Raw genomic sequence first — 23,278 nt, forward strand, 5'->3', positions numbered from 1 at the left:
CTGCTCGTCCAGGCTTTCGACGCTCCGCAGGTCAGCCCTTCGCTTGGCGTGCGATCCTGCCGATCTCGAGCGGAATATCTGCAAGCCGGTTGTCGTCTTCCAGATACCAGGCGGCCGACAAGCCGCACCAGGCGATGATCCAGGCCCTCAGTCGTTGCGGATCGAGCTTTGCCGCTCGGGAAATCTGGGAGAGCCTGCGGGCAAAACGTGCCGGATCGCGTGCGATCTTCTGGTCTGGGTGGGCGAGATCGGGATTGCAGAAGATATTGGCGAAGTCGAAAGCGCGCGGGCCGACGAGCCCCTTGGGGTCAATCGCGAGAAAGCCGCGCGCACCGAAATCGAGGACATTGTCGTGGTGCAGATCGCCATGGAGCGGGCGGATGTCCTCCGGCTGCTCAAGCAGTTGCGCGGCAATCGCTGCCGCTGGTGAAAGACGTGGGTCGCTTTCCGCGCGGCGCATCAGGGCATCGAAGCGCGGCGCAAGCGGCGCAAGCGGGGGCGGGGGCGAGGTGCGGCCGGCATGGAGCCTTGCTGCGACATCACAGAGCACGCCACAGGCCCTCTCGTCGTCGCCCGCAAGCGCCAGAGCACTCAGGGCCGGCCCGGTTGCACGCTCCATCAGGATGACGTCGTTTGCAGCGGCGAGTATACGGACAGCGCCTTCGCCATCCCACCATGTGAGCAGGCCGACGCCGCGCGCTTCCTCCGGATCGGTAAACCGCTTCAGCATCGCGGGCGTCCCGCCAGCCTCAACCGGCAACAGCGTGCCGGTCGCAGTGGTGATCGCCGCGCCCGCAGGCGTGAGAGCCCACGCCCGAATCTGTTCGCTAAACACGTTTCAGCCCTGCTGCTGCTGGGCGGCCTCCAGCATCGCGATCCTGTTGGACGCGTCGAGGCCAGCGATCTTGTAGGCCTCGGCAAGGGTCGGATAGTTGAAGGTGTTCTCGACGAAATACTCGACCGTGCCCTTGAGGTTCAGAACCGCCTGGCCGATGTGGATCAGCTCGGTCGCACCTTCGCCGACGATGTGGACGCCAAGCAGGCGGTGGGTCTTCAATGAGAAGATCATCTTCAGGAGGCCGTTCTGAAGCCCCATGATATGCCCGCGCGACGTTTCGCGGAAAAAGGCAACGCCGCATTCATAGGCGATGCCGCGCTCCTGGATCTCCTCCTCGGTCATGCCGCAGGTCGACATTTCCGGCACGGCATAGATGCCGTAGGGAAAGAATTGCGGCGGCTCCTCGGCTTCCGCGCCGACGGCATGGCGGGCGGCGATGCGGCCCTGTTCCATCGATGTCGAAGCAAGGGCGGGAAAGCCGATGACGTCGCCGGCGGCATAGATATGCGCAACGTCTGTCTGGAAGGTGATCGGATCGACCTTGATCCGCCCGCGCCGGTCGGCCTCAAGGCCGACGGCCTGCAGGTTCAGCGTATCGGTGGCGCCCTGGCGGCCAGCCGCAAACAGCACCGATTCGGCCATCAGCACGCGGCCGTTCGACAGCGTCACGCGCGCCTTGCCGTCTGCAATCTTCTCGACCTTGTCGGCGCCGGCGCCGAACAGAAGCTTGACGTTGCGGTCGCGCAGCTGGGCCGCAAAATTGTCGCGGATCTCGCGATCGATGAAGTCGAGCATGCTGTCGCGCGGCTCGACCACGATCACCTGGGTGTCGAGCGCGGAAAAGATCGTTGCATATTCGATGCCGATAACGCCAGCGCCAACGACGATCATGGAGCGCGGAATTTGCGGGATGTTGAGGAGTTCGTCGCTGTCGAGCACGGTCTTTCCGTCGAAGGGGACGTTCGGCGGACGATAGGGCCTGGTGCCGACGGAGATCAGCACGGCATTGGCATGAACCCGCTGGATCTCCCCAGTGTCCTTTTCGATCTCGATGGTGTGTTCATCGACAAAATGGGCAAAACCACGGATCTGTTCGACCCGGTTGCGTTCGAACTGCCACTCCAGCACATCGATTTCGTAATCGAGCGTCTTGATCAGCCGTGCGCGCAGGTCATCCGCGGTGATCTTCTGCTTCACCTTGTAGGAACGGCCATAGAAGCCGCGTTCGCGCCAGCCGGTGAGGTTCAGCACGGTTTCACGCATCGTCTTGGAAGGGATGGTGCCGGTGTGGACGGAGACGCCGCCAACCTGCGATCCCTTGTCGATGACGAGTGCCGTCTTGCCGAGCTTGGCGGCCTGCACCGCAGCGCGCCGGCCGGCCGGGCCGCTGCCGATGACGACCAGATCGTAAGAATTCATGAAACCACCTCGATTTGAGTATTCAAATGCCGATGAAAATGCCGTGTGGCACATTTAGAATGTTTCGCCGTTGAAGGGAAATGTTTCCCGCGCCGCAACAGCGCCCGGCTTTGCGGCGCAATATGGTCCCGCTCCGTGATATTTTGATAACATACAGCCATAAGCTGCAACAGGAGTCCATGGCCTCAGATCAGCTTCAGACCCTTGAAACTCACATATCCGTCCTTGCCGATGATGATGTGGTCATGCACCGTGATGCCAAGCGGTTTTGCCGAGTTGATGATCATATGCGTCATGTCGATATCGGCGCGCGAGGGCGTCGGGTCGCCGGATGGATGGTTGTGGACGAGGATGATGGCTGTTGCCGAAAGCTCGAGCGCGCGCTTGATCACCTCGCGCGGATAGACCGGCGTATGGTCGATCGTGCCGATCCCCTGGATTTCATCGGCAATCAGCTTGTTGCGCTTGTCGAGAAAGAGAAGTCGGAATTGCTCGCGGGTCTCGTGCGCCATCGCGGCACTGCAATAGTCGATCACCGAGGACCACGAGCCAAGGATCGGCCGCTCCTTCAGCGAGCTCTTGAGGCTGCGCTGGGCAAGCGCCGACATCAGCTTCAGATCGAAGGCGACGCTTTCGCCGATGCCCGGGACCTCCTGCAGAAGCTCTGCCGGTGCGCCGAAGACGCCGCCGAGCGAGCCGAACCGTTCGATCAGCGCCTTGGCGATCGGCTTGGTGTCGCGCCGCGGGATCAGGCGAAACAGCAACAGCTCGAGGATTTCATAATCGGCAAGCGCATTGGCGCCGCTCTCGCGAAAGCGGGCCCGCAGGCGGTCGCGATGGCCGTGGACGTGGCTCGCCGTCTTGCTTCGGATCTCGCCGCCCTGGAACGGGCGTTCCGGCGGCTGATCGGCGAAGAATGCGCGCTCGTCCGGGCCGTCCTCCTGCATGCCGGGCAGGGCGGGCTTGTCTTTGGCAGGTGGCTTTTTCATGCGGCTCCCCTGGCGATGTCCCGGTAGGCAGGCGGCTAAGGCCGGGGCTTCAGACCCGGCCGGTCATGGCCGCCCGGCGAAAGCGTGAAGACCTCGCAGCCATCCTTGGTAACGCCCACAGTGTGCTCGTACTGCGCCGACAGCGAGCGGTCGCGCGTGACAGCCGTCCATCCGTCATTCAGCACTTTGACGTGCGGTTTGCCGATGTTGAGCATCGGCTCGATGGTGAAGATCATGCCTTCCTTCAGCACCGGCCCGTCATTGGTGCGGCCGTAATGCAGGATATTCGGCGTATCGTGGAAAAGCCGGCCGACGCCGTGGCCGCAGAAATCGCGCACAACCGAGCAGCGCTCGCTTTCCGCGTAACTCTGGATCGCTTCGCCGATCGCGCCGGTGCGCGCACCGGGTTTTACGGCCGCGATGCCGCGCAGCAGCGATTCGTAGGTGACCTCAAGGAGCCGCTCTGCCGCGCGCTTCAACTGGCCAACCGCATACATCCGGCTCGAATCGCCATGCCAGCCATCGAGAATGTAGGTGACGTCGACATTGACGATGTCGCCGTCGCGCAGCGGCTTGTCGTTCGGCATGCCGTGGCAGACCACATGGTTGATGGAGGTGCAGCTTGAGTATTTGTAACCGCGGTAGCCGAGCGTTGCCGGCACCACGCCGTTGTCGAGGCCGAACTGCAAGACGTGGCGGTCGATCTCGGCGGTGGTGACGCCGGGCTGTATGAGATCGTACAGGCTGTCGAGGCAACGCGCGGTGATCTGGCAGACCTGGCGCATCTTGTCGAAACCGGCCGCGTCATAAAGGCGGATCGAACCGTCATTCTTCAAGGGCGCGGTGGCCGCGTCGACGTAATTTACCATGGTCATCCTCTGCACCGCCTGGGCGTGCGTCCTTACATCTCTTCAACTGATACTGTAGCATCTGGCGTGATGCTGTCACGGGATACATCGCATTTTATAGCATAGGCCTCGACGCCCGCGCGACGGGCCGCTCTGAACGCTTGGGCATAGGTCGGGTCAAGACCGGCGGCGATGGCAAAGCGGTCGCAGTCGCTGCGCTGGATCAGGTAGACCATGGCCGCGCGCTTGCCTTCCGCCACCATCTGGGCAAGCTCGCTGAGGTGGCGCGTGCCGCGTGCGGTCGGCGTGTCCGGAAACTCGGCAAGCCCGTGTTCCCGGGTGAAATGGACATTCTTCACCTCGACGTAAAGGTCGGGGCGGTCTGCGCCGCTAAGCAGCAGGTCGACGCGGCTTTGGACTCCGTATTTCTGTTCGCGCCGGATCATGGGATAATCGGCAAAATCGGCGATCATTCCGGCACGGATCGCCTCTTCCGCCAGCCGGTTGGGCAGGCCGGTATTGACGCCGACGACGGTGCCGTCCGCTTCGATCAGCTCGAAGCGATGCGGATATTTGCGCTTGCCGTCATCATTGCGCGAGAGCCAGATGCGGGAGCCGGGCGTGTTGAGGCCCAGCATCGAGCCCGTGTTGGGGCAGGAGCCGGTGATGGCTTCGCCGCTGTCTTCAAGCACGGCGTCAAACAGGAAGCGCTTGTAGCGGCGGGTCAGCCTTGCCGGTATCAGCGGTGGATCGAATTGCATGGGTGAGGGTTTTAACCCTGGAAACGCCGCTTGCAAGAGGCGGCTGTCAAAAAGGAGGTTGCGGATGGATCGCATCACGGGAGGATGCCTTTGCGGGCGGGTGAAGATCGTGGTCTCGGGTAAGCCCTATCGCGTCGGGCTCTGCCACTGCCTCGACTGCCGCAAGCATCACGGCGCGCCGTTTCAGGCCTTTGCGGTATTCCCTTCGGATGCGGTCCGTACCGCAGGTGACGCCAGCGCCTTCGAGGGGCGCTACTTCTGCGCGACATGCGGCTCTCCGGTCTATGCGGTGAGCGGGGATGAGATCGAGGTCAATCTCGGAACGTTCGACGAAACGGATCGCTTCATGCCCAGCTATGAACTCTGGACTGTCCGGCGAGAAGCCTGGCTGGAAGGCCTGCCCGTCATCCACCATTACACCCACGACCGCGAGCGTAACGGGCGGAGTGAGGATTAGGGGCCGTCGCAGGCGCTCCAAGGCTTGTCCTGCCACGTGAGACGGCAGCGCCATCGCGCGCTTGCGCCTCGACGCCAAAGCGGGCAAGTTCCGCCGAGATGATTTGCGCCCGGATGGCGCCTGTTGAGAGGATGCGACCATGAAATTCGGCTGGATGATCCTGTGCGTGATGGTTCTCGCCGTCTTTACCTCGGCCTGCTCCACGCAGACATGCGGCAAGCCGGATGTCTGTGACACGGGCACGGCCGCCTATCCGCAGTTCACCGACGACGATGTATCGACCATGACCACCAAGCTTGACGGACTTGCGGGCATCAAGCCGCCGCAATAGCAGGCGATCCTCAAGGCGCTTTTGCGCCCTCCATCTGTGGCAAGGATGAAACAGAGTATTAGGATTTCTGCCGCAAAATCGACGCAAGTGCAGTTGATTCTTGCGTGGAGCCGGTTTTTGCTGCTCTCGTTTCGTTGAACCTTCGAAAAAGGAGGGTCGATCAACCCAAAGTTCCAAGAGGAAGAAGATGGAAGAGTTCCACAAGGTCAGGCGACTGCCGCCATACGTTTTCGAACAGGTCAACCGTTTGAAGGCGAACGCGCGAGCGGCGGGCGCCGATATCATCGACCTTGGCATGGGCAATCCGGATCTTCCCACCCCGCAATCGGTCGTCGACAAGCTGTGCGAGGTTGTGCGCGACCCGCGCACCCACCGCTACTCGTCCTCCAAGGGCATTCCCGGCCTCAGGCGGGCGCAGGCGAGCTATTATGCGCGCCGCTTCGGCGTCAAGCTCAACCCGGAAACCGAAATCGTCGCCACGCTCGGTTCCAAGGAAGGCTTTGCCAATATGGCACAGGCGATCACCGCCCCGGGTGACGTGATCCTCTGCCCCAACCCGACCTATCCGATCCATGCCTTCGGCTTTCTGATGGCGGGCGGCGTGATCCGGTCGATCTCGGTGGAACCGGATGATAGTTTCTTCGCGCCGCTGGAGCGGGCCGTGAAACACTCTATCCCCAAGCCGCTGGCGCTGATCCTCAACTATCCCTCGAACCCGACGGCGAAGGTCGCAGGCCTCGACTTCTACCGTGAGGTCGTCGCCTTTGCGAAGAAGCACGAGATCATCGTGCTGTCCGACCTTGCCTATTCGGAGATCTATTTCGACGGCGCGCCGCCGCCCTCCGTTCTGCAGGTGCCGGGTGCCAAGGATGTCGCCGTCGAGTTTACCTCGATGTCGAAGACCTTCTCGATGCCGGGCTGGCGCATCGGCTTTGCCGTCGGTAATGAGCGGCTGATCTCGGCGCTGAGCCGCGTCAAATCCTATCTCGACTACGGCGCCTTCACGCCGATCCAGGTGGCGGCCACCCATGCGCTGAACGGCGATGGTTCCGATATCGAGGAAGTGCGCTCCATCTATCACAAGCGTCGCGACGTGATGGTGGAAAGCTTCGGGAAGGCCGGCTGGCAGGTCACCCCGCCGGCGGCGACCATGTTCGCCTGGGCAAAGATCCCCGAACCGTTCGCTGCGATGGGATCGCTCGAATTCTCCAAGCTGCTGGTTGAAAAGGCCGACGTGGCGGTGGCTCCCGGTATCGGCTTTGGCGAGCATGGCGACGAGCACGTCCGCATAGCGCTGGTCGAAAACGAGCATCGCATTCGCCAGGCCGCGCGCAATCTGAAGCGCTTCTTCTCCACGACCCAGATCGCCCCCGACAATATCGTGCCGCTGAAGGCGCATCGTTAGCATCGGGAGAGAAGGGCGCTCGACCCTTCGTGCTGTTGTATCTTGCGGACAGGGTGGCGTGAGCCTCCCTGTCTGGCCGGCACCAAGTTCCAGAGGTACCAACGACTACCGGTTTCGCTCCTGCACCTTATCCGGTTTATCTTTCGACCGGAGCAATTTTCGATAGAAAATGATAGCGCTATCACGTACAAGGGGATTTGGCTGGAGGGAGTCGTTTCCAGTTAGATTTTCGGGGACATCGGCGGCGAAAAGTTCCTTTCGGCAGGGCTTTTTTGCGAACTAAGAGTATTTGCAGATGAGCGAGACATTTATCCGCGTTAAGAGGATCATCATCGCCGTCATCGGATCGGCCGAGCGTGACGTGAACCCGAGCGCGAGCCTGGACGAGCTTGGCATCGGTTCGCTCGATCTCCTTGAACTGGGCATGGCCCTGGAGGAGGAGTTTGATGTGATGATCATGGATGAATATCTGCTCTCCAGCAAAACCGTCGGTGATCTGGTCGAAACCGTTCACAACGCGCGCGCCCGGCAAAAGTGTTCTTCCGGCGCGGCGGTGAGGCAGCCGCAGGCGCGCACCTGCGCAAGGCCGGCGCTCTGCTGGCCCTTCCAAATTTCCCGGTTCAGAATGTTCCAATTGCCGCCGAAACGATCTAAATGAAGCGCGGACGCGTTAGTCCGAACGTGAAATTCGGGTCAGTAGGAATACCCCATGGCAGATGCCCTGAAAATCGGCGTCGCCGGTCTTGGAACCGTCGGCGCCTCGCTTGTGCGCATCATCAGCGAGCGACATGACAACCTCGCCGTATCCTGCGGCCGCGCCATTACGGTGACGGCTGTTTCGGCGCGTGACCGCACCAAGGACCGGGGTGTCGATGTCTCGACAGCGACATGGTACGACGATCCGGTGGCAATGGCGCGCGAGGCCGATATCGACGTTCTGGTCGAGCTGATTGGCGGCGCGCGGGGCGCTGCGAAGGATGCGGTGAACGCAGCCCTTGCGCGAGGCATCCACGTTGTGACCGCCAACAAGGCGCTGCTGGCCGCAGATGGCGTCGAGCTTGCAGCGAAAGCGGAAGAGCAGGGTGTGCTTCTCAATTTCGAGGCGGCGGTGGCAGGTGGTATCCCTGTGATCAAGGCGATCCGGGAATCGCTTACCGGCAACGCTATGACGCGCGTCTACGGCATCATGAACGGCACCTGCAACTACATCCTGACGCGGATGGAGAAGGAGGGGCTCTCCTTCGAGGATTGCCTCAAGGAGGCGCAGCGCCTTGGCTATGCGGAGGCCGATCCGTCCTTCGATATCAACGGTAATGACACGGCCCACAAGCTTGCGATCCTGACCTCGCTCGCCTTCGGCTGCAGGATTTCCTCCGACGATATCTATCTTGAAGGCATTTCGAATATCACCCAGGACGATATTCGCGCAGCCGCCGAACTCGGCTACCGGATCAAGCTCCTGGGCGTTGCCCAGCGCACCGGCAGCGGCATCGAGCAGCGCGTGCATCCCACCATGGTGCCGCATGACACGGTGATTGCCCAGGTGGATGGCGTCACCAATGCGGTCGCGATCGAATCAGACATTCTCGGCGACCTCTTGATGGTCGGCCCCGGTGCCGGCGGCGACGCCACGGCCTCTGCCGTCCTCGGTGACATTGCCGATATCGCCAAGTCGCGGCCCGGCGCCCAGACGGTGCCAGCGCTCGGCCGGCCGGCGAAATCGCTGGAGCCCTACAAGCGGGCGCGGATGCGCAGCCACGAGGGCGGCTATTTCATCCGGATGCGGGTTGCCGACCGGATCGGCGTAATCGCTGCGATCGCCCGGCGCATGGCCGATAACCAGATCTCGCTGGAATCGATCGTGCAGCATTCGACCAATGGCGAAAGCGACGATGCGCCGACCAAGACCATCATCATGGTGACCCACGCGACGACCGAACTTTCGGTCCGCAATGCGGTGACGGCGATGGAAAGCGATGGCTATATTGTCGGCAAGCCGCAGGTGATCCGCATCGAAAAGCCCTGAGCCGGTGCATTGCGGCCTTTCTGTCACTATCTAGGGGTGAGAACGTCGAAGCGGAGGCCTGATGACTGATAGTGCGCCGAGAAAACCGGTCCAGAGGGCATTTCTGGGGGTGGAGCGATCCGCGTCCGGTCTGCGCTGGGTGCCGAGACTGGGCCAGGCCGGCGAGAACCGTGCGCTGGCCATGGCGCAGAACCACGGCCTTTCCGAACTGATTGCACGCGTGCTGGTCGGGCGCGATGTTCCGGTTGACGACGCTCCGGCCTTTCTCGACCCGACGCTGCGCGCGCTGATGCCAGATCCGGCAACGCTGACGGATTGCGACGCTGCTGTCGAGCGCCTGATGCTGGCCATCAAGCGCTCCGAAAAGGTCGCGATCTTTGGCGACTACGATGTCGACGGCGCCTGTTCCTCGGCTCTTCTCTACAAGTTCCTCACCACGCTCGGCCTTGAGGCCGAGATCTATATCCCGGACCGGATTTTCGAGGGCTACGGCCCGAACCCCAAGGCGATCGAGAGCCTGATTGCCGATGGCGCAAAGCTGATCGTGACGGTCGACTGCGGCTCGACCAGCCATGAATCACTTGCCGTCGCCAAGGCCCGCGGCATTGATGTGGTGGTCATCGATCACCATCAGGTGGGCGTTGACCTGCCGGAATGCCGGGCGCTGGTAAATCCCAACCGCGAGGATGATCTGTCGGGGCAGGGGCATCTGTGTGCGGCGGGCGTCGTGTTTCTGGTGCTGGTCGCGGCACTGCGCGCGCTCCGGCAATCCGGCGACATGCGGGCAGGGCGGATCGACCTTCTGTCCTGGCTTGATCTGGTGGCGCTTGCGACCGTCTGCGACGTCGTGCCCCTGAAGGGCCTCAACAGGGCCTATGTGGTCAAGGGGCTGATCGTGGCGCGCGCCATGTCCAATCCCGGTCTTGCGGCACTCTTCCGCCGTGCCGGGCTTTCCGGCCCGGTGACGCCCTATCATATGGGGTTCCTGATCGGCCCACGCATCAATGCGGGCGGCCGGATCGGCGATGCGGCGCTCGGCAGCCGGCTTCTGACGGTTGAAGACACGGAAGAGGCGGAGGCGATCGCCGAGCGCCTGGACCAGCTCAACCGCGAGCGGCAGGCGATTGAAACGGCAATGCTCCAGGAGGCCGAGGCCGATGCGATCGCCGAGTTTGGCGATGGCGCGGGCGTCGGCGTGATTGTGACCGCACGGCAGGGCTGGCATCCGGGCATTGTCGGCCTGCTGGCTTCCCGCCTGAAGGACAGGTTCGCGCGACCCGCCTTTGCCATCGCCTTCGATGCCAATGGCAGGGGAACAGGCTCCGGGCGCTCGATCGCCGGGTTCGACCTCGGGCGCATGGTGCGCCTTGCCGTCGAGGACGGGCTTCTCGTCAAGGGCGGCGGGCATGCCATGGCGGCGGGGCTTACGGTGACGCGCGAGAAGCTGTCGTCGCTCAGGGCCTTTTTCGAGGATCATGCCCGCGACGCGGTGGAACAGCTTGCCGCGGATGCGGTGCTGAAAATCGACGGAGCGCTCAGCGCCTCCGGTGCGACGCTCGACCTGATCGACAGGCTTGAGGCCGCAGGGCCCTATGGCTCGGGCCATCCCCAGCCGGTGTTCGCGCTGCCGCAGCACCGCATCGGCGATGCGCGCGTGATCGGGGCAGGAGGCCATGTGAAGGTCCGGCTGGTCAGTGCCGAGGGAACGCCGCTCGATGCGATCGCGTTTCGGGCGGCCGACAAGCCGCTTGGCGAGGCGCTTCTATCCGCGCGCGGCCGCAGCCTTCATGTGGCAGGCACGCTTGCCGGCGATCACTGGCAGGGGCAACGCAGGGTGCAGTTGCGAATCATCGATTCGGCCATGCCCACCTGAAATGCGGACATGAGAAGGGGTGCTCACGGCAGCACAATGTGTCGAAAGCGACGGACCGATCAGATCCTATGATTTTAAAGGGGACTCCCGAAGGAGATTGAAATGGCACGCCCTAGGGGAGTCGAACCCCTCTTTCCAGAATGAAAATCTGGCGTCCTAACCGATAGACGAAGGGCGCACATTTCAAGACCGACGATTACCGCAAACGGAACCGTCGCAACAGCAACGCGAAGGCAAAACCCTCGCAACCATCTTCACAAAAGGTCGCTGACCTTGAGCAAGGAATGGCACGCCCTAGGGGAGTCGAACCCCTCTTTCCAGAATGAAAATCTGGCGTCCTAACCGATAGACGAAGGGCGCGTGCGGTTGCTGGGAGGCCTTATAATCAGGCAGATGAATTGCCGCAAGCGCAAATCAGCGATTTCTTCAAAAAAAAGACATATGGGAGGCGCCGACCGGGGCGCCTCCGTAAGCTGTTGTTTTGGCGTGCATAATTCTCAGGCCTTCAGGGCCTGATGAAAAGCCGCTTACCAGCTTCCGGTATTCTCCATCGAAGCCCATGGCTCCTGTGGCGCAAGTGCGTCGCCCTCCTGGAGAATCTCGAACGAAATGCCGTCCGGCGAGCGGACGAAAGCCATATGGCCATCGCGCGGCGGACGGTTGATGGTGACCCCGGCATCGGCCATTTTCTGGCAGAAGTCGTAGATGTTCTCGACCCGATAGGCGAGGTGACCGAAGTTTCGACCGCCGGAATACTCTTCCTTGTCCCAGTTGTAGGTAAGCTCGAGCTTCGGCACATGCTCGCCGTCGCCCTTTTCGAGATCCTTGGGCGCTGCGAGAAAGATCAGCGTGAACCGGCCCTTTTCGTTTTCCACCCGGCGAACTTCCTTCAGCCCCATAAGCTCGCAATAAAAGTGCAGCGAGGCGTCGATATCCGTAATGCGGACCATGGTGTGGAGATAATGCATTGTGTCACTTTCCTGTGGGCTGGTCATGAATTTGGGCGGAGTTTGGCCGCCAGGCCCGATTTCCTGCGTTTGGCTCTTGCGGGAATCAGACGGATGAATGTTATTCTTGTGCAAAGAATCAGTTAATTCGCATCCGGCGTTTTTCAAGGAGCGGGGCGACATGGCCGAAAGGTCTCAATCGGAAAGATACTCTGTCGCAGAGGATGCGGGCCTGGATGCGGGCGAACTGATCGAGGTGACCGGCTTCGTGAAGTGGTTTGACGTCGGCAAGGGCTTCGGCTTCGTGGTGCCCGACAACGGCATGGAAGATATTCTTCTGCACGTCACCTGCCTGCGCAAGGATGGCTACCAGACGATTCTCGAAGGCACCCGCGTGGTTGCGCTGGTGCAGAAGCGCGAGCGCGGCTATCAGGCCTTCCGCATTCTTTCCATGGATCAGACCACCGCCGTTCATCCCTCGCAGATGCCGCCGGTGAAGACCCATGTACAGGTGGAAGCCGAAAGCGGGCTGGAACGGGTCATCGTCAAATGGTTCAACCGCGAGAAGGGCTTCGGCTTCCTGACGCGGGGCGAGGGCACCGAAGACATCTTCATCCACATGGAAACGCTGCGCCGTTACGGCCTGACCGAACTCTTCCAGGGTCAGACGCTGCTGGTGCGATTCGGCAATGGACCGAAAGGTCTGATGGCAGCGGAAGTCCATCCCGATATGCCTGCGCCGCAGATGCGGACCAACTGAGCCTTCCAAAGCCTCTTTCCGCGAAATGCGCTTCGCCACGTGCCGGTGAAACCAGTGCGCATCTCGTTTGCCGCGTTCAACGAGCCAGGGTGGGCCAGTTTCGCACACCGGTCGGGCTCGCCTGTCTTCGCTCGCTTCGGCAACGCGTTGAACTTCCAGCTTTGCAGGCATAAGGTCACGGCTGCCGCGCACCGCGGACCGTGCTTTGAACGAGGACCCCATGACACGCTTTTTCGGCATCCGCACCATGCTCGCAGCCGCTTTCTGCCTGATTCTCGGCGGGCTCGCCCTTGCGCAGAGCGAGATCACGTTCGATACCTCGTCATTGACGCTGCACACTGCTTCCGGCGATCACGAGATCGTCGTCGAAATGGCGCTCACGGAATCACAGCGCCAGCGCGGCCTGATGTATCGCACGGCGCTGGAACCGGACCACGGCATGATCTTCGATCTCGGTGAGCCGCGCCAGGCAACGATGTGGATGGCCAATACGCTGATTCCGCTCGACATGGTGTTCATCCGCGCCGATGGCTCTGTCGAAGGCTATTACGAGGGCGCCGAACCCGGTTCAAAGCGCGTGATTTCCTCGGAAGAGCCGGTGAAGTACGTTCTCGAGCTCGCCGGAGGCCAGGTTCAGGCCTATGATCTCAAGCCCGGCGACACGATCAGCGGCCCGGCGCTTCCTCAATAGCGCACAAAGCGCGGATTAACGGTTGCGGTCGTCCCGCGAACCGTGTATCCGGGCCGCATCGTCGGAGTGTAGCGCAGCCTGGTAGCGCATCTGGTTTGGGACCAGAGGGTCGGGAGTTCGAATCTCTCCACTCCGACCATTTTCCAAGAAAATAACATCAGAGCACGATCGGTTCCTGGACCAGATCCACGCCGTAGCGGATGCGTACCTTGTCGCGGATATGGGTGGCGAGGGCGGCGATGTCCCGTGCCGTGGCGCCGCCGTGGTTGACGAGGACGAGGGCGTGGCGGTCATAGGTGCCGGCGGGGCCGAGACGGAAGCCCTTGAGCCCGCTCTGCTCGATCAGCCAGCCAGCCGAGAGTTTGACGGTGCCGTCCACCTGGGGATATTGCGGCGCGTCTTCGAAAGCGCGGGCCGCCTCGGCGCTCACGACCGGATTGTGGAAGAAGGAGCCGGCATTGCCGAGCACGCGCCAGTCCGGCAGCTTCGATGCTCTCAGCGCCACCACATGGTCGAGAACCGCCCTTGCGGTTGCGTCCTCAGGCAGCCTGTCGAGGCCGGCATAGTCGCGTTTCGCCTTCCATGTGCGGGGAAGGGCGAGTGTGACGGTCAGAATGACGTAGCGGCCGGGTTCGCTCTTGAACGCGCTCTGGCGATAGGCAAACCGGCAGGCTTCGGCATCGAAGGTCTCGATCGTGCCGGTCTTGAGATCGTAGGCGGTCAGGGACTGGAAGAAATCGGAAAGCTGCGCGCCATACGCGCCGATGTTCTGGATCGGGGCGGCGCCCACGGTTCCCGGAATGCCCGCCAGATTCTCGAGCCCGGCAATGCCCTGATCGACCGTCCAGACCACGAAATCGTGCCAGTTTTCCCCGGCGCCCGCCGTCACGATGGTCGCGTCCGTGGTCTGTTGGTTAACGCTTCGCCCGGCAATGCGCATGATGGCGACGATCGCGTCGAGCCGTTCCGCCAGCACGACGTTGCTGCCGCCGCCGAGGATTTTCAGAGGCCTACCGGTTTCGGCGCTCGCCTTTGCAAGCTCCGGCAGCATTGCGGCGTCGTCGATGAGAACAGCCCGGTCGGCCGTCGATTTCAGCCCGAACGTGTTGTGGGCGGTCAGGTCGAAATCAGCGATCATGTCCATCGGAGCTATCTGGGGTTAGGGCGCGGCGGTCATGCGGCGCATTCGGACGGCCGATGGCGGGCATCGGCCGTCTGACTTGAGGAAAATCAGGTGCGGCCGTAGATCAGATCCCGGGCAATATCGGTCGGCTGGCCGAATCGGGCCTTGTAGATCTCGTAGTTTTCCATCACGCGCTGCACGTAATTGCGCGTCTCGGGATAGGGGATCGATTCGATCCAGTCGATCACGAAATCGAGGTTCTTGCCGCGCGGGTCGCCGAAACGCTCGATCCATTGCGGCACGCGCGCGGGACCGGCATTGTAGGCGATGAAGGTGAGAATGTAGGAACCGCCGAACCGGTCGATCTGCTCGCCAAGGTAATGCGCGCCTAGCGTCGCGTTATAGGCCGGGTCCGTCGTCAGCCTGCTTGCCGAATAGGCAAGGCCGTGGCGGCTTGCCACGCGCTGGGCGGTCGTTGGCAGAAGCTGCAGCAGGCCGCGGGCATTGGCGGGCGACACCGCTCCCGGATTGAACTCGGTTTCCTGCCGTGCAATCGCATAGGCCAGCGCCATGCCGGAGCCGGAAATGTTGGCGTTGGAGGGAATGACGCCGATCGGGAAGGCCAGCGCTGCGACATCGATGCCGCGGCCATAGGCGATCTTGCCGACCTGAAGCGACAGAAGATGGCTGCGATCCTTCTCGGCCTGATAGGCGAGAAGTGCAAGTTCGCCGGGGCTCGTCAGCTGCTCGGCAAGCCCGCGATAAAGCGCATCGGCGCGCCAGCCATGGCCGACCGATTCGAGCCGGTTGATCGCCTGGACAGCCGGGTTGCGCTGATAATTGGAGCGGTCGGTGGCAGACGGGCTCGGGTAGGGCGCCTTGATCTGGGTCTGGCCGAGCTTCTGCAGCGCAAGCTGGCCATAGAAGGTGGTCTCGTAGGAGCCCGCCTTGCGGTAGAAGTCGCGCGCATTGCCCGGGCCGCCGGCTTCAGCGGCGCGGCCCTGCCAGTAATAGGAGCGCGATGCCGAGATCGGCGTGTTGGAAACGGCCACGATATCGGCAAAATGTTTCGACGCTGTGCGGCCGTCATTCAGCCCGCGTAACGCGAACCAGCCCGCGGTGAAGGATGCATCGAGCCGATCAAGACGGCCGGTGGGCATAGCTGATGCCACCACCTGATAGGCCTGGCGCGGCTTGCCATCCTCATAATACTGGCGGCCGATGATCCGGCTTTCATCCCACCACTGATCGGGATTGACGAGCGCTGCCTGATTGCGCGGCATCTTGTTGAGAAGCGCTGCGGCCGTATCATATTGATTGGTCTGCCGGGCATTGCGGATCTGGATATAGAGGAAGGCCGGATCGCTGCGCCATGAAGAATGCACCGCGTTGATGAGGCTGCCCGCATTGTTCTGCCGCAGGATGACGGCTGCCCAGGCATTGTAGAGAGACTGCGCTCCGCCCATTTCGGAGAACCGCTTCGCCTGGGTCGCGCGGTCGCGATACATCAGGTAGATCATCCGGTTCTTGTGGTCGTTCTTGCTCAGGATCGGACCGAATTCCTTGAGGATCTGGTTTTCCGAGCTCGTGTCGAGCGCCCATCCGCTCCAGGCCCGCATGATGATGTCATGCGCCTTCTGCTTCTGGCCGGTGGCCAGATAGGCGCGTGCGACCAGGATCGTGCCTTCAGCGGTCTCCGGCAGCGAATTGCCGAAGGCGGCCAATACGGTGTTGGGCGCAGGGTTTTCACGGGCGAAGGCGCGTTCGGAATTGGCGCGCAGGGACGAAAGGCCCGGCCAGCCGCGCAGCTCCTGCTGGGCTTCGGCGATTTCGGAGGAGGGGACGCCCGGCTCGCCCGATTTCGCGATCGCCCAGCTGAGGATCTGATGATCGAGGCTGCCGGTTGCAAGCCGTGCTCGTGCCTGCATCGCGCCGGACACATTGCTGGCCTTCAGCGCATCGAGGCCCTGCTTCAGGATCGAGTTAGAGGCTGGGGTGGAGACCGGCTGGGTGATCGCGCCGGTTACCTCAAGGGAGGGCGGCAGCGCAGCCCGGTCGGGGCGCGCATAGGGGATGGGCGCCATCGAAGGAAAATCCTGCGCGGCGAGAGATGTCAGGTCCGCAGCCGTCACGGTGGCGGCGAGCGAGAGTATGCAAAGCGTTTTCTTCATTCGATCGTCCCAGGGGTCGAATTCAGGGGGGCTCTCCCACTATCGTTGCTCTCGGTTAAGAACGCTTTAATACATATCACAAATGCCGCTGATCAACCACCGAACGCAAATGCTTGCAGTGCCCTATGTCCGGCATTATGGTGCGCCCGATTTGATAACAGGAATGCGGCTTTAAAATGAAGGCCGCCAGGAGAATCTGCATGTTCAAGGGGTCCATACCCGCCCTTGTTACGCCCTTCACAGCCGATGGCGCTGTCGACGAGCAGGCCTTTGCCGCGCATGTCGACTGGCAGATCGGCGAGGGCAGCCATGGCGTGTCACCGGTCGGTACCACCGGCGAAAGTCCGACACTCAGCCATGCCGAGCACAAACGGGTGGTCGATCTCTGCGTGGAAGTGGTTGCCGGACGCGTTCCGGTGATCGCCGGTGCAGGCTCCAACAACACACGCGAAGCGATCGAGCTTGCGCTGCACGCCGAAAAGGCGGGTGCGGATGCGCTGCTTGTGGTGACGCCCTATTACAACAAGCCGACCCAGCGCGGCCTGTTTGCCCATTTCTCGGCGATCGCCGAAGCGGTCAAGCTGCCGATCATCATCTACAATATCCCGCCGCGTTCGGTGATCGATCTCCTTCCGGAAACGATGGGCGCGCTGGTCAAGGCGCATTCCAACATTGTGGGCGTCAAGGATTCGACCGCCAAGCTCGAGCGTGTCTCCGAGCAGCGCATGACGTGCGGCAAGGATTTCATCCAGCTTTCGGGCGAGGATGCGACGGCGCTCGGCTTTGCAGCGCAGGGCGGCGTCGGCGCCATTTCGGTCACCGCCAATGTGGCGCCGAAGCTCTGTGCCGAGTTCCAGAATGCGCTGTTGGCGGGAAATTTCGCCAAGGCGCTGGAATATCAGGACAAGCTGATGCCGCTCCATCGCGCGCTGTTTCTTGAACCGGGTGTCTGCGGCACTAAATACGCCCTGAAGCGGATCGGTCGAATGAGCGATACGGTCCGTCTGCCGCTGATGCCGGTGGAAGAAAAGACAGCCGCCGAGATCGACGCGGCATTGAAGCACGCCGGGCTTTTGGGTTGACCGCGCCCGGCGGTTTGCAGACTGGAAGATTGTAATGGCTCCGAAAGGCAGCAAGGGCGAGCGCAAGAACATCGTCGCCGAAAACCGCAAGGCGCGGTTCAACTACGAAATCATCGACACGCTTGAGGCGGGTCTGGTGCTGACGGGTACCGAGGTGAAATCGCTGCGCGAAGGCAAGGCCAATATCGCGGAATCCTACGCTTCGGACGAGGATGGCGAGATGTGGCTGATCAATTCCTATCTGCCGGAATATCTCCAGGGCAACCGCTTCAACCACGAACCGCGCCGCCGCAGGAAGCTCCTGCTCGGCAAGCGCGAGATCAACCGGCTGCGCTCCGCCGTCAACCGTGAAGGCATGACGCTGATCCCGCTGAAGCTCTATTTCAACGATCGCGGCAGGGCCAAGCTTGAGCTTGCGCTCGGCAAGGGCAAGAAGCTTCACGACAAGCGCGAGACGGAAAAGAAGCGGGACTGGAACCGGGAGAAGAGCCGCTTGCTGAAAAACATGGGCTGACCGCCTTGGCGGTCAGCTGTTCGGCTCGTCTGGTTGCGGATATACCCTGCGACCTGGGCTCAGCCGAAGCGGGATCGTTCCTCCCGGAGCGGCCAACGGGCACCAGAGTCCACCCAGCAAAAAAACGAACCTGCCAAATGGATCGGCCGCCGGTCAGTCGTCGAAGTCGGATTCCACCACTTCGGCGGTGCGCTGGTGGCGCTCTGCCTGTTCGCGCCCGACCTCTGCCTTCAGCGTCACAAGATCGATGAAGTGATCGGCCTGGCGGCGCAGGTCGTCGGCAATCATCGGCGGCTGGGTCGCCATGGTCGAGACGACCGAAACCTTGCGGCCTTTTCGCTGCAGCGCTTCGACGAGCGTGGTAAAATCGCCGTCGCCGGAAAAGATCACGAGATGGTCGACAGTCGCTGACTGTTCCATGGCGTCGATCGCAAGCTCTATATCCATATTGCCCTTGATCTTCCTGCGACCCATGGAATCGGTAAACTCCTTGGCGGGCTTGGTCACGACCTTATACCCATTGTAGTCGAGCCAGTCGATGAGCGGACGGATCGAGGAATATTCCTGGTCTTCTATTAGCGCTGTGTAATAATAGGCGCGCAACAGATAGGCCTTGCCCTGAAAAGTCTTCAACAATCTGCGGTAGTCGATATCAAAGCCGAGACTCTTCGATGCTGCGTAGAGGTTCGCACCATCAATGAAGAGCGCAATTTTCTCGCGCGGATCAAACATTAAACATTATCCTCAATGAAAACCGAGTGTGCCGCCGCCGTTCTCAAACTCGCGGAGGCTATAAAAGGCCTAACGCCGACATCCAGAATTGGTGCCCGCTAAATTTATAACTAGGTCTCGATTTAGTCACACCTGATATCGAATTCAATCGAAAGTTTTTCAAGTCTCGGAACCGTTCGCAATCTATAGTGCCGCTTGCTATGTGATTTGCGCCCTTGAATTCCTGTCGCGGACGCTTTATGAGGTGCCTTTCCAAACAAATCTCCTAAAAGGACAGTCAATGGCTCGTGTCACAGTTGAAGACTGTATCGACAAAGTCGACAACCGGTTTGATCTTGTTCTGCTTGCAGGGCACCGTGCGCGTCTCATCTCCCAGGGCGCCCAGATCACCGTCGACCGCGACAATGATAAGAACCCGGTCGTCGCCCTTCGGGAAATCGCGGACGAGACCCTTTCGCCCGACGATCTGAAGGAAGACCTGATCCATTCGCTCCAGCGTCATGTTGAAGTGGACGAGCCGGAAGCCGATACCTCGGCCAGCTCCGCGGCCGATGAGGATGCAGGCGAAGGCGCCGAGCGTCCGGACATGCCGGATGCCATCCCCTTCGACCAGATGTCCGAAGAAGAGCTTCGTGCCGGCATCGAGGGCCTGGTTCCGCCGGAAAAAGGCGACGACTACTGATATTGCCGGCAGCGGGGCTTTGGCCCCGCGCCGCTCTTTTCATTTCTGGCGGGCGCTGAAATCACCCGCAATGCGCCCCCGACGGGCCCGGTCACTCAGCCATGATGCGGCAATACGAACTCGTTGAGCGGGTACAGAAATATAAGCCTGATGCCGACATCGCTCTGCTGAACAAGGCCTATGTCTATGCCATGCAGAAGCATGGCCGCCAGAAGCGCGCAAGCGGCGACCCCTATATTTCCCATCCGCTCGAAGTGGCTGCGATCCTGACCGAACTCCACATGGATGAGTCGACGATCGCTGTTGCTCTGCTTCATGACACGATCGAGGACACATCCGCCACGCGGGCCGAGATCGATGCGTTTTTCGGTGACGAGATCGGAGCGCTCGTCGAGGGACTTACCAAGATCAAGCGCCTAGACCTGGTATCGCGCAAGGCGCAGCAGGCGGAAAACCTGCGCAAGCTGTTTCTGGCCGTCGCCGACGATGTTCGCGTGCTGCTGGTCAAGCTGGCCGACCGGCTCCACAACATGCGCACGCTCTATTACATGCGTGCTGACAAACGCCGCCGGATTTCCGAGGAGACGATGGAAATCTATGCGCCGCTTGCCGGCCGCATGGGCATGCAGGACATGCGTGAGGAGCTGGAGGACCTGTCCTTCCAGTACATCAATCCGGAAGCCTATCAGACCATAAAGGACAAGCTCGAGGATCTCTCGGGCCAGAACAAGGCGCTGGTCAAGAGCATCGAGGACGAGCTGAGGGCGCTGCTGACCGAACATGGCCTGGAGGGCGTCAAGGTCAAGGGTCGGCTGAAGAAGCCATTCTCGATCTTCAACAAGATGCAGTCGAAGTCGCTCTCCTTCGAGCAGATGTCCGATCTCTACGGTTTCCGCATCATCGTCGATGAGCTTGAAAGCTGCTACCGCGCGCTCGGTTTCGTTCACACCCGCTGGCGCATGGTGCCGGAGCGGTTCAAGGACTATATCTCCAACCCGAAGCAGAACGGCTACCAGTCGCTGCACACCACGATCGTGGGGCCGCTGCGCCAGCGTATCGAGCTGCAGATCCGCACGAGGGCGATGCATGACGTCGCCGAATACGGTATTGCCGCCCATTCTCTCTACAAGGAAGGCCGCAAGGCCGGCGGTGACGAGACCAACGTGTTCTCGTGGTTCCGCAAGACCATCGAAGCGCTCGCCGAAGGCGACAGTCCCGAAGAGTTTCTGGAGCACACCAAGCTTGAACTGTTTCAGGATCAGGTTTTCTGCTTCACGCCCAAGGGCCAGCTGATCGCGCTCCCGAAGGACGCGACCCCGATCGACTTTGCCTATGCGGTGCATACCAATATCGGCGATACCTGCGTTGGCGCCAAGGTCAACGGCCGGATGATGCCGCTCGTCACCCGCCTCAACAATGGCGACGAGGTCGAGATCATCCGCTCCGGCGTGCAGGTTCCGCCGCCGGCCTGGGAAGGCATCGTGGTCACCGGCAAGGCGCGGGCTGCAATCCGGCGCGCGACGCGGGCCGCGATCCGCAAACAGTATAGCGGCCTTGGCTACCGGATCCTGGAGCGGACATTCGCGCGCTCCGGCAAGACCTTCTCCCGCGAAGTGCTGGCAAGCGTCCTGCACCGGCTGGGCCAGAGCGATGTCGAGGATGTCATTGCCGCCGTCGGCCGCAACGAGCTGTCCTCGAGCGATGTGCTGAAAGCGGTGTTCCCCGATCACAAGGATGAGCGGGTCACCATCAAGCCGAGCCCGGAAGATGGGTGGGTGAGCCTTCCCAAAGGTGCGGGCATGGCTTTCCGTCTCCCGGAAGGCGAGGGCGAGACGGGCGTTCCGCTCAGGGGCCTGAACGGCGCTGCCATCGTCCGGTTTTCACCGTCGGGCGCCGTGCCCGGGGACCGGATCGTCGGCATTACCGAAGATGACGGCAGCATCACGGTCTATCCGATCCAGTCGCCCGGTCTGCAACAGTACGAGGACCAGCCGGACCGGTGGATCGATATCCGCTGGGATATTGATTCGACCAATGACAAGCGCTTCCTTGCCCGCTTGGGCGTCAATGTGCTGAACGAGCCCGGAACGCTTGCGCGCATTACGTCCACCATCGCCACGCTCGACGTCAATATCCGCTCAATCCGCATGGATGTCATTGCCGAGGATTTCGCCGAGGTCGAGATGGATATGGAAGTCTGGGATCTCCGGCAGTTGACGCAGACGATCAACCAGCTGAAGGCGCTCGATTGCGTTGCCACGGTCAAACGGGAATTTGCCTGAAAACCGCCTCTTTCGACATGGAACATTTCACCTCCCGCTGCGTCTAACCTTTGAAACCGACGAAAGGCAGGAATAGCATGTGGGATGGTATCCGCGACTTCTTCAAGCGTTTCACGCAGCCGAAGGTGAGCGAAACCGAGGCAGAAGGCATGAAGCATGTCTTCGACAACATCGACGAGAATTTCGATCCTGAGCGACCGAAACCTGCAGACTACCAGGTCGATGACGATCCCGAGGCGCGCAGACGCGTAACTTCGGACTGACGATCAACAGATCGCGCTTGCATTCGCGCGCTCACCTGTCGAAACTGGGCCATGCTTTTCAAGAGACGTTCTCCGGCAAGTTTTTGGCAGCGATTCCGCAGCGCCGTGTGGCCCCAAAAGGGCATCTGGCGGGCACCGGTCTATATCTACCACCGCACCGTCCGCCTGCGCGGCACCCCGCATGCGATCGCCATGGGAATTGCGGCGGGCGTGATCGTATCCTGGACTCCGCTTCTCGGGCTCCATTTCGTTTCCGCCTTCGCGATCGCTTTCCTTTTCGGCGGCAATTTCTTTGCAGCCGCCCTGGGCACCGCCTTCGGAAACCCGCTGACCTTCCCGTTCATCTGGCTGTCCACTTGGAAGATCGGCAGTTTTCTTCTGGGACGCAGCGCCGAGGGCCGAGACCATATCAACCTTGCGGCGCAGGTGAAGGAGTTCCATCTTTCCGAGATCTGGGGACCGCTGCTGGAGCCCATGCTGGTCGGCGCCATCATTCCCGGGCTGATCACAGGCGGGGCGTCCTATGCTGCGACCTATATCGCGGTCAGATCCTTCCAGCAGCGCCGTCAGGCGATGATTGCCGCGCGTCAGGCGGAACTGGAGCGCAGCGCGTCGGTGAACGGATCGCACAACTGAGCGGAGAAGGTTGAGATGATAGTGGGGCTTGGCAGTGATCTGATCGACATCAGGCGCGTTGAAAAGACGATCGAACGGTTCGGCGAGCGGTTCACCGCCCGCTGCTTCACCGATATCGAACGCGCCAAATCCGACCGCAGGCGCAACCGCGCGGCCTCCTATGCCAAGCGGTTTGCGGCCAAGGAAGCCTGTTCCAAGGCGCTTGGCACCGGCATCGCCCAGGGCGTCTTCTGGAAGGACATGGGCGTGGTCAACCTGCCCGGTGGCAAGCCGACGATGAAGCTGACGGGCGGGGCAGCCAACCATCTTAAGAAGATGATGCCCGCAGGGCACGACGCACGCATCCACGTGACCATCACCGACGATTATCCGCTCGCCCAGGCCTTCGTGATCATCGAGGCGGTGCAAGCAGGGCCCGAATCCTCTTAAATTCATTGCCCGGTTACCA

General features: G+C 61.5%; 24 protein-coding genes and 3 tRNA genes. 16 read left to right on the top strand and 11 right to left on the bottom strand.

The features are described 5' to 3' along the window. Positions 1-31: 31 nt before the first annotated feature. The 5 genes from HPQ62_RS01615 to sfsA form a co-directional block, all read right to left on the bottom strand. Positions 32-835, bottom strand: coding sequence for an aminoglycoside phosphotransferase family protein (locus HPQ62_RS01615; protein ID WP_174800760.1), 804 nt, complete (start codon positions 833-835; stop codon positions 32-34). A gap of 3 nt (positions 836-838) precedes the next feature. After that, the gene (sthA, locus tag HPQ62_RS01620; protein WP_174800761.1) at positions 839-2,257 is read right to left on the bottom strand and encodes a Si-specific NAD(P)(+) transhydrogenase; all 1,419 of its coding nucleotides are present in this window, start codon (positions 2,255-2,257) and stop codon (positions 839-841) included. Between the two features lie 185 nt (positions 2,258-2,442). After that, positions 2,443-3,246: a RadC family protein gene (gene radC, locus HPQ62_RS01625; protein WP_174800762.1), complete on the bottom strand. Its 804-nt coding sequence runs from the start codon at positions 3,244-3,246 to the stop codon at positions 2,443-2,445. A gap of 35 nt (positions 3,247-3,281) precedes the next feature. Further along, on the bottom strand, positions 3,282-4,115 hold the full coding sequence (gene map / locus HPQ62_RS01630; RefSeq protein ID WP_174801403.1) for a type I methionyl aminopeptidase: 834 nt from the start codon (positions 4,113-4,115) through the stop codon (positions 3,282-3,284). Between the two features lie 32 nt (positions 4,116-4,147). Beyond that, positions 4,148-4,855: a DNA/RNA nuclease SfsA gene (sfsA, locus tag HPQ62_RS01635; protein ID WP_174800763.1), complete on the bottom strand. Its 708-nt coding sequence runs from the start codon at positions 4,853-4,855 to the stop codon at positions 4,148-4,150. A 64-nt stretch (positions 4,856-4,919) separates the two neighbouring features. On the opposite strand from sfsA, the gene HPQ62_RS01640 reads away from it, so the two are divergent. From HPQ62_RS01640 to recJ, 6 genes are all read left to right on the top strand, one after another. Beyond that, positions 4,920-5,312, top strand: a complete 393-nt coding sequence (locus HPQ62_RS01640) for a GFA family protein (RefSeq protein WP_174800764.1) — start codon at positions 4,920-4,922, stop codon at positions 5,310-5,312. Between the two features lie 139 nt (positions 5,313-5,451). Next, a complete protein-coding gene (locus HPQ62_RS01645) occupies positions 5,452-5,643 on the top strand; it encodes a hypothetical protein (protein WP_174800765.1) in 192 nt (63 codons plus the stop codon). A 187-nt stretch (positions 5,644-5,830) separates the two neighbouring features. Then, on the top strand, positions 5,831-7,048 hold the full coding sequence (locus HPQ62_RS01650; protein WP_174800766.1) for an LL-diaminopimelate aminotransferase: 1,218 nt from the start codon (positions 5,831-5,833) through the stop codon (positions 7,046-7,048). 295 nt (positions 7,049-7,343) lie between these two features. Then, positions 7,344-7,706 carry an acyl carrier protein gene (locus tag HPQ62_RS01655; RefSeq protein WP_174800767.1) on the top strand — a complete coding sequence of 121 codons (363 nt, stop codon included), beginning with the start codon at positions 7,344-7,346 and terminating at the stop codon, positions 7,704-7,706. Positions 7,707-7,757: 51 nt separating this feature from the next. Continuing rightward, positions 7,758-9,074: a homoserine dehydrogenase gene (locus HPQ62_RS01660; protein WP_174800768.1), complete on the top strand. Its 1,317-nt coding sequence runs from the start codon at positions 7,758-7,760 to the stop codon at positions 9,072-9,074. A 61-nt stretch (positions 9,075-9,135) separates the two neighbouring features. Further along, positions 9,136-10,947 carry a single-stranded-DNA-specific exonuclease RecJ gene (recJ, locus tag HPQ62_RS01665; RefSeq protein WP_174800769.1) on the top strand — a complete coding sequence of 604 codons (1,812 nt, stop codon included), beginning with the start codon at positions 9,136-9,138 and terminating at the stop codon, positions 10,945-10,947. Between the two features lie 103 nt (positions 10,948-11,050). Here the strand turns inward: recJ and HPQ62_RS01670 are convergent. From HPQ62_RS01670 to HPQ62_RS01680, 3 genes are all read right to left on the bottom strand, one after another. After that, positions 11,051-11,125 (bottom strand) — tRNA-Glu (locus HPQ62_RS01670). A gap of 107 nt (positions 11,126-11,232) precedes the next feature. Then, positions 11,233-11,307: transfer RNA gene (locus HPQ62_RS01675), tRNA-Glu, on the bottom strand. Positions 11,308-11,474: 167 nt separating this feature from the next. Next, the gene (locus HPQ62_RS01680; protein WP_174800770.1) at positions 11,475-11,915 is read right to left on the bottom strand and encodes a VOC family protein; all 441 of its coding nucleotides are present in this window, start codon (positions 11,913-11,915) and stop codon (positions 11,475-11,477) included. Between the two features lie 160 nt (positions 11,916-12,075). Between HPQ62_RS01680 and HPQ62_RS01685 the strand changes: the two genes are divergently transcribed. The 3 genes from HPQ62_RS01685 (at position 12,076) to HPQ62_RS01695 (ending at position 13,484) form a co-directional block, all read left to right on the top strand. Further along, a complete protein-coding gene (locus tag HPQ62_RS01685; RefSeq protein WP_174800771.1) occupies positions 12,076-12,654 on the top strand; it encodes a cold-shock protein in 579 nt (192 codons plus the stop codon). 220 nt (positions 12,655-12,874) lie between these two features. Next, the gene (locus HPQ62_RS01690) at positions 12,875-13,345 is read left to right on the top strand and encodes a DUF192 domain-containing protein (RefSeq protein ID WP_244629518.1); all 471 of its coding nucleotides are present in this window, start codon (positions 12,875-12,877) and stop codon (positions 13,343-13,345) included. A 62-nt stretch (positions 13,346-13,407) separates the two neighbouring features. Then, a tRNA-Pro gene (locus HPQ62_RS01695) sits at positions 13,408-13,484 on the top strand. Between the two features lie 18 nt (positions 13,485-13,502). Here HPQ62_RS01695 and murB read toward each other — a convergent pair. Together murB and HPQ62_RS01705 are read right to left on the bottom strand one after the other, a co-directional pair. Beyond that, entirely contained in the window at positions 13,503-14,489 is a 987-nt protein-coding gene (gene murB / locus HPQ62_RS01700; protein ID WP_206678028.1) for a UDP-N-acetylmuramate dehydrogenase, read from the bottom strand. An 86-nt stretch (positions 14,490-14,575) separates the two neighbouring features. Next, positions 14,576-16,639, bottom strand: coding sequence for a lytic transglycosylase domain-containing protein (locus tag HPQ62_RS01705; protein ID WP_174800772.1), 2,064 nt, complete (start codon positions 16,637-16,639; stop codon positions 14,576-14,578). 200 nt (positions 16,640-16,839) lie between these two features. Here HPQ62_RS01705 and dapA point away from each other — a divergent pair, with 200 nt between their 5' ends. Both dapA and smpB read left to right on the top strand, forming a co-directional pair. Continuing rightward, positions 16,840-17,721 carry a 4-hydroxy-tetrahydrodipicolinate synthase gene (gene dapA, locus HPQ62_RS01710; protein WP_174800773.1) on the top strand — a complete coding sequence of 294 codons (882 nt, stop codon included), beginning with the start codon at positions 16,840-16,842 and terminating at the stop codon, positions 17,719-17,721. A 34-nt stretch (positions 17,722-17,755) separates the two neighbouring features. Next, entirely contained in the window at positions 17,756-18,235 is a 480-nt protein-coding gene (gene smpB, locus HPQ62_RS01715) for an SsrA-binding protein SmpB (protein WP_174800774.1), read from the top strand. Between the two features lie 153 nt (positions 18,236-18,388). Here smpB and HPQ62_RS01720 read toward each other — a convergent pair whose 3' ends face one another. Continuing rightward, entirely contained in the window at positions 18,389-18,967 is a 579-nt protein-coding gene (locus HPQ62_RS01720) for a LabA-like NYN domain-containing protein (protein ID WP_174800775.1), read from the bottom strand. 280 nt (positions 18,968-19,247) lie between these two features. Here HPQ62_RS01720 and rpoZ point away from each other — a divergent pair, with 280 nt between their 5' ends. The 5 genes from rpoZ to acpS all read left to right on the top strand — a co-directional run bounded on the left by rpoZ (position 19,248) and on the right by acpS (position 23,259). Next, complete coding sequence (gene rpoZ / locus HPQ62_RS01725) at positions 19,248-19,649, top strand: DNA-directed RNA polymerase subunit omega (RefSeq protein WP_174800776.1); 402 nt, start codon at positions 19,248-19,250, stop codon at positions 19,647-19,649. Positions 19,650-19,750: 101 nt separating this feature from the next. Further along, a complete protein-coding gene (locus HPQ62_RS01730; RefSeq protein WP_174800777.1) occupies positions 19,751-21,931 on the top strand; it encodes a RelA/SpoT family protein in 2,181 nt (726 codons plus the stop codon). 77 nt (positions 21,932-22,008) lie between these two features. Further along, positions 22,009-22,194, top strand: a complete 186-nt coding sequence (locus HPQ62_RS01735) for a hypothetical protein (RefSeq protein ID WP_174800778.1) — start codon at positions 22,009-22,011, stop codon at positions 22,192-22,194. 105 nt (positions 22,195-22,299) lie between these two features. Then, entirely contained in the window at positions 22,300-22,830 is a 531-nt protein-coding gene (locus tag HPQ62_RS01740; RefSeq protein ID WP_342343661.1) for a DUF2062 domain-containing protein, read from the top strand. A gap of 15 nt (positions 22,831-22,845) precedes the next feature. After that, positions 22,846-23,259 (top strand): holo-ACP synthase, encoded by a 414-nt coding sequence (acpS, locus tag HPQ62_RS01745; protein WP_174800780.1) that lies wholly within the window; start codon positions 22,846-22,848, stop codon positions 23,257-23,259. The last annotated feature ends 19 nt before the right edge of the window (positions 23,260-23,278 follow it).

This window comes from Martelella limonii (assembly GCF_013344475.1).
GTDB classification, from domain to species: Bacteria; Pseudomonadota; Alphaproteobacteria; order Rhizobiales; family Rhizobiaceae; genus Martelella; species Martelella limonii.

Coding starts and splice junctions, on each gene's coding strand:
- sthA (WP_174800761.1), bottom strand. CDS start 2,257: ATGAATTCTTACGATCTGGTCGTCATCGGCAGCGGCCCGGCCGGCCGG.
- radC (WP_174800762.1), bottom strand. CDS start 3,246: ATGAAAAAGCCACCTGCCAAAGACAAGCCCGCCCTGCCCGGCATGCAG.
- map (WP_174801403.1), bottom strand. CDS start 4,115: ATGGTAAATTACGTCGACGCGGCCACCGCGCCCTTGAAGAATGACGGT.
- sfsA (WP_174800763.1), bottom strand. CDS start 4,855: ATGCAATTCGATCCACCGCTGATACCGGCAAGGCTGACCCGCCGCTAC.
- HPQ62_RS01640 (WP_174800764.1), top strand. CDS start 4,920: ATGGATCGCATCACGGGAGGATGCCTTTGCGGGCGGGTGAAGATCGTG.
- HPQ62_RS01645 (WP_174800765.1), top strand. CDS start 5,452: ATGAAATTCGGCTGGATGATCCTGTGCGTGATGGTTCTCGCCGTCTTT.
- HPQ62_RS01650 (WP_174800766.1), top strand. CDS start 5,831: ATGGAAGAGTTCCACAAGGTCAGGCGACTGCCGCCATACGTTTTCGAA.
- HPQ62_RS01655 (WP_174800767.1), top strand. CDS start 7,344: ATGAGCGAGACATTTATCCGCGTTAAGAGGATCATCATCGCCGTCATC.
- HPQ62_RS01660 (WP_174800768.1), top strand. CDS start 7,758: ATGGCAGATGCCCTGAAAATCGGCGTCGCCGGTCTTGGAACCGTCGGC.
- recJ (WP_174800769.1), top strand. CDS start 9,136: ATGACTGATAGTGCGCCGAGAAAACCGGTCCAGAGGGCATTTCTGGGG.
- HPQ62_RS01680 (WP_174800770.1), bottom strand. CDS start 11,915: ATGCATTATCTCCACACCATGGTCCGCATTACGGATATCGACGCCTCG.
- HPQ62_RS01685 (WP_174800771.1), top strand. CDS start 12,076: ATGGCCGAAAGGTCTCAATCGGAAAGATACTCTGTCGCAGAGGATGCG.
- HPQ62_RS01690 (WP_244629518.1), top strand. CDS start 12,875: ATGACACGCTTTTTCGGCATCCGCACCATGCTCGCAGCCGCTTTCTGC.
- murB (WP_206678028.1), bottom strand. CDS start 14,489: ATGGACATGATCGCTGATTTCGACCTGACCGCCCACAACACGTTCGGG.
- HPQ62_RS01705 (WP_174800772.1), bottom strand. CDS start 16,639: ATGAAGAAAACGCTTTGCATACTCTCGCTCGCCGCCACCGTGACGGCT.
- dapA (WP_174800773.1), top strand. CDS start 16,840: ATGTTCAAGGGGTCCATACCCGCCCTTGTTACGCCCTTCACAGCCGAT.
- smpB (WP_174800774.1), top strand. CDS start 17,756: ATGGCTCCGAAAGGCAGCAAGGGCGAGCGCAAGAACATCGTCGCCGAA.
- HPQ62_RS01720 (WP_174800775.1), bottom strand. CDS start 18,967: ATGTTTGATCCGCGCGAGAAAATTGCGCTCTTCATTGATGGTGCGAAC.
- rpoZ (WP_174800776.1), top strand. CDS start 19,248: ATGGCTCGTGTCACAGTTGAAGACTGTATCGACAAAGTCGACAACCGG.
- HPQ62_RS01730 (WP_174800777.1), top strand. CDS start 19,751: ATGATGCGGCAATACGAACTCGTTGAGCGGGTACAGAAATATAAGCCT.
- HPQ62_RS01735 (WP_174800778.1), top strand. CDS start 22,009: ATGTGGGATGGTATCCGCGACTTCTTCAAGCGTTTCACGCAGCCGAAG.
- acpS (WP_174800780.1), top strand. CDS start 22,846: ATGATAGTGGGGCTTGGCAGTGATCTGATCGACATCAGGCGCGTTGAA.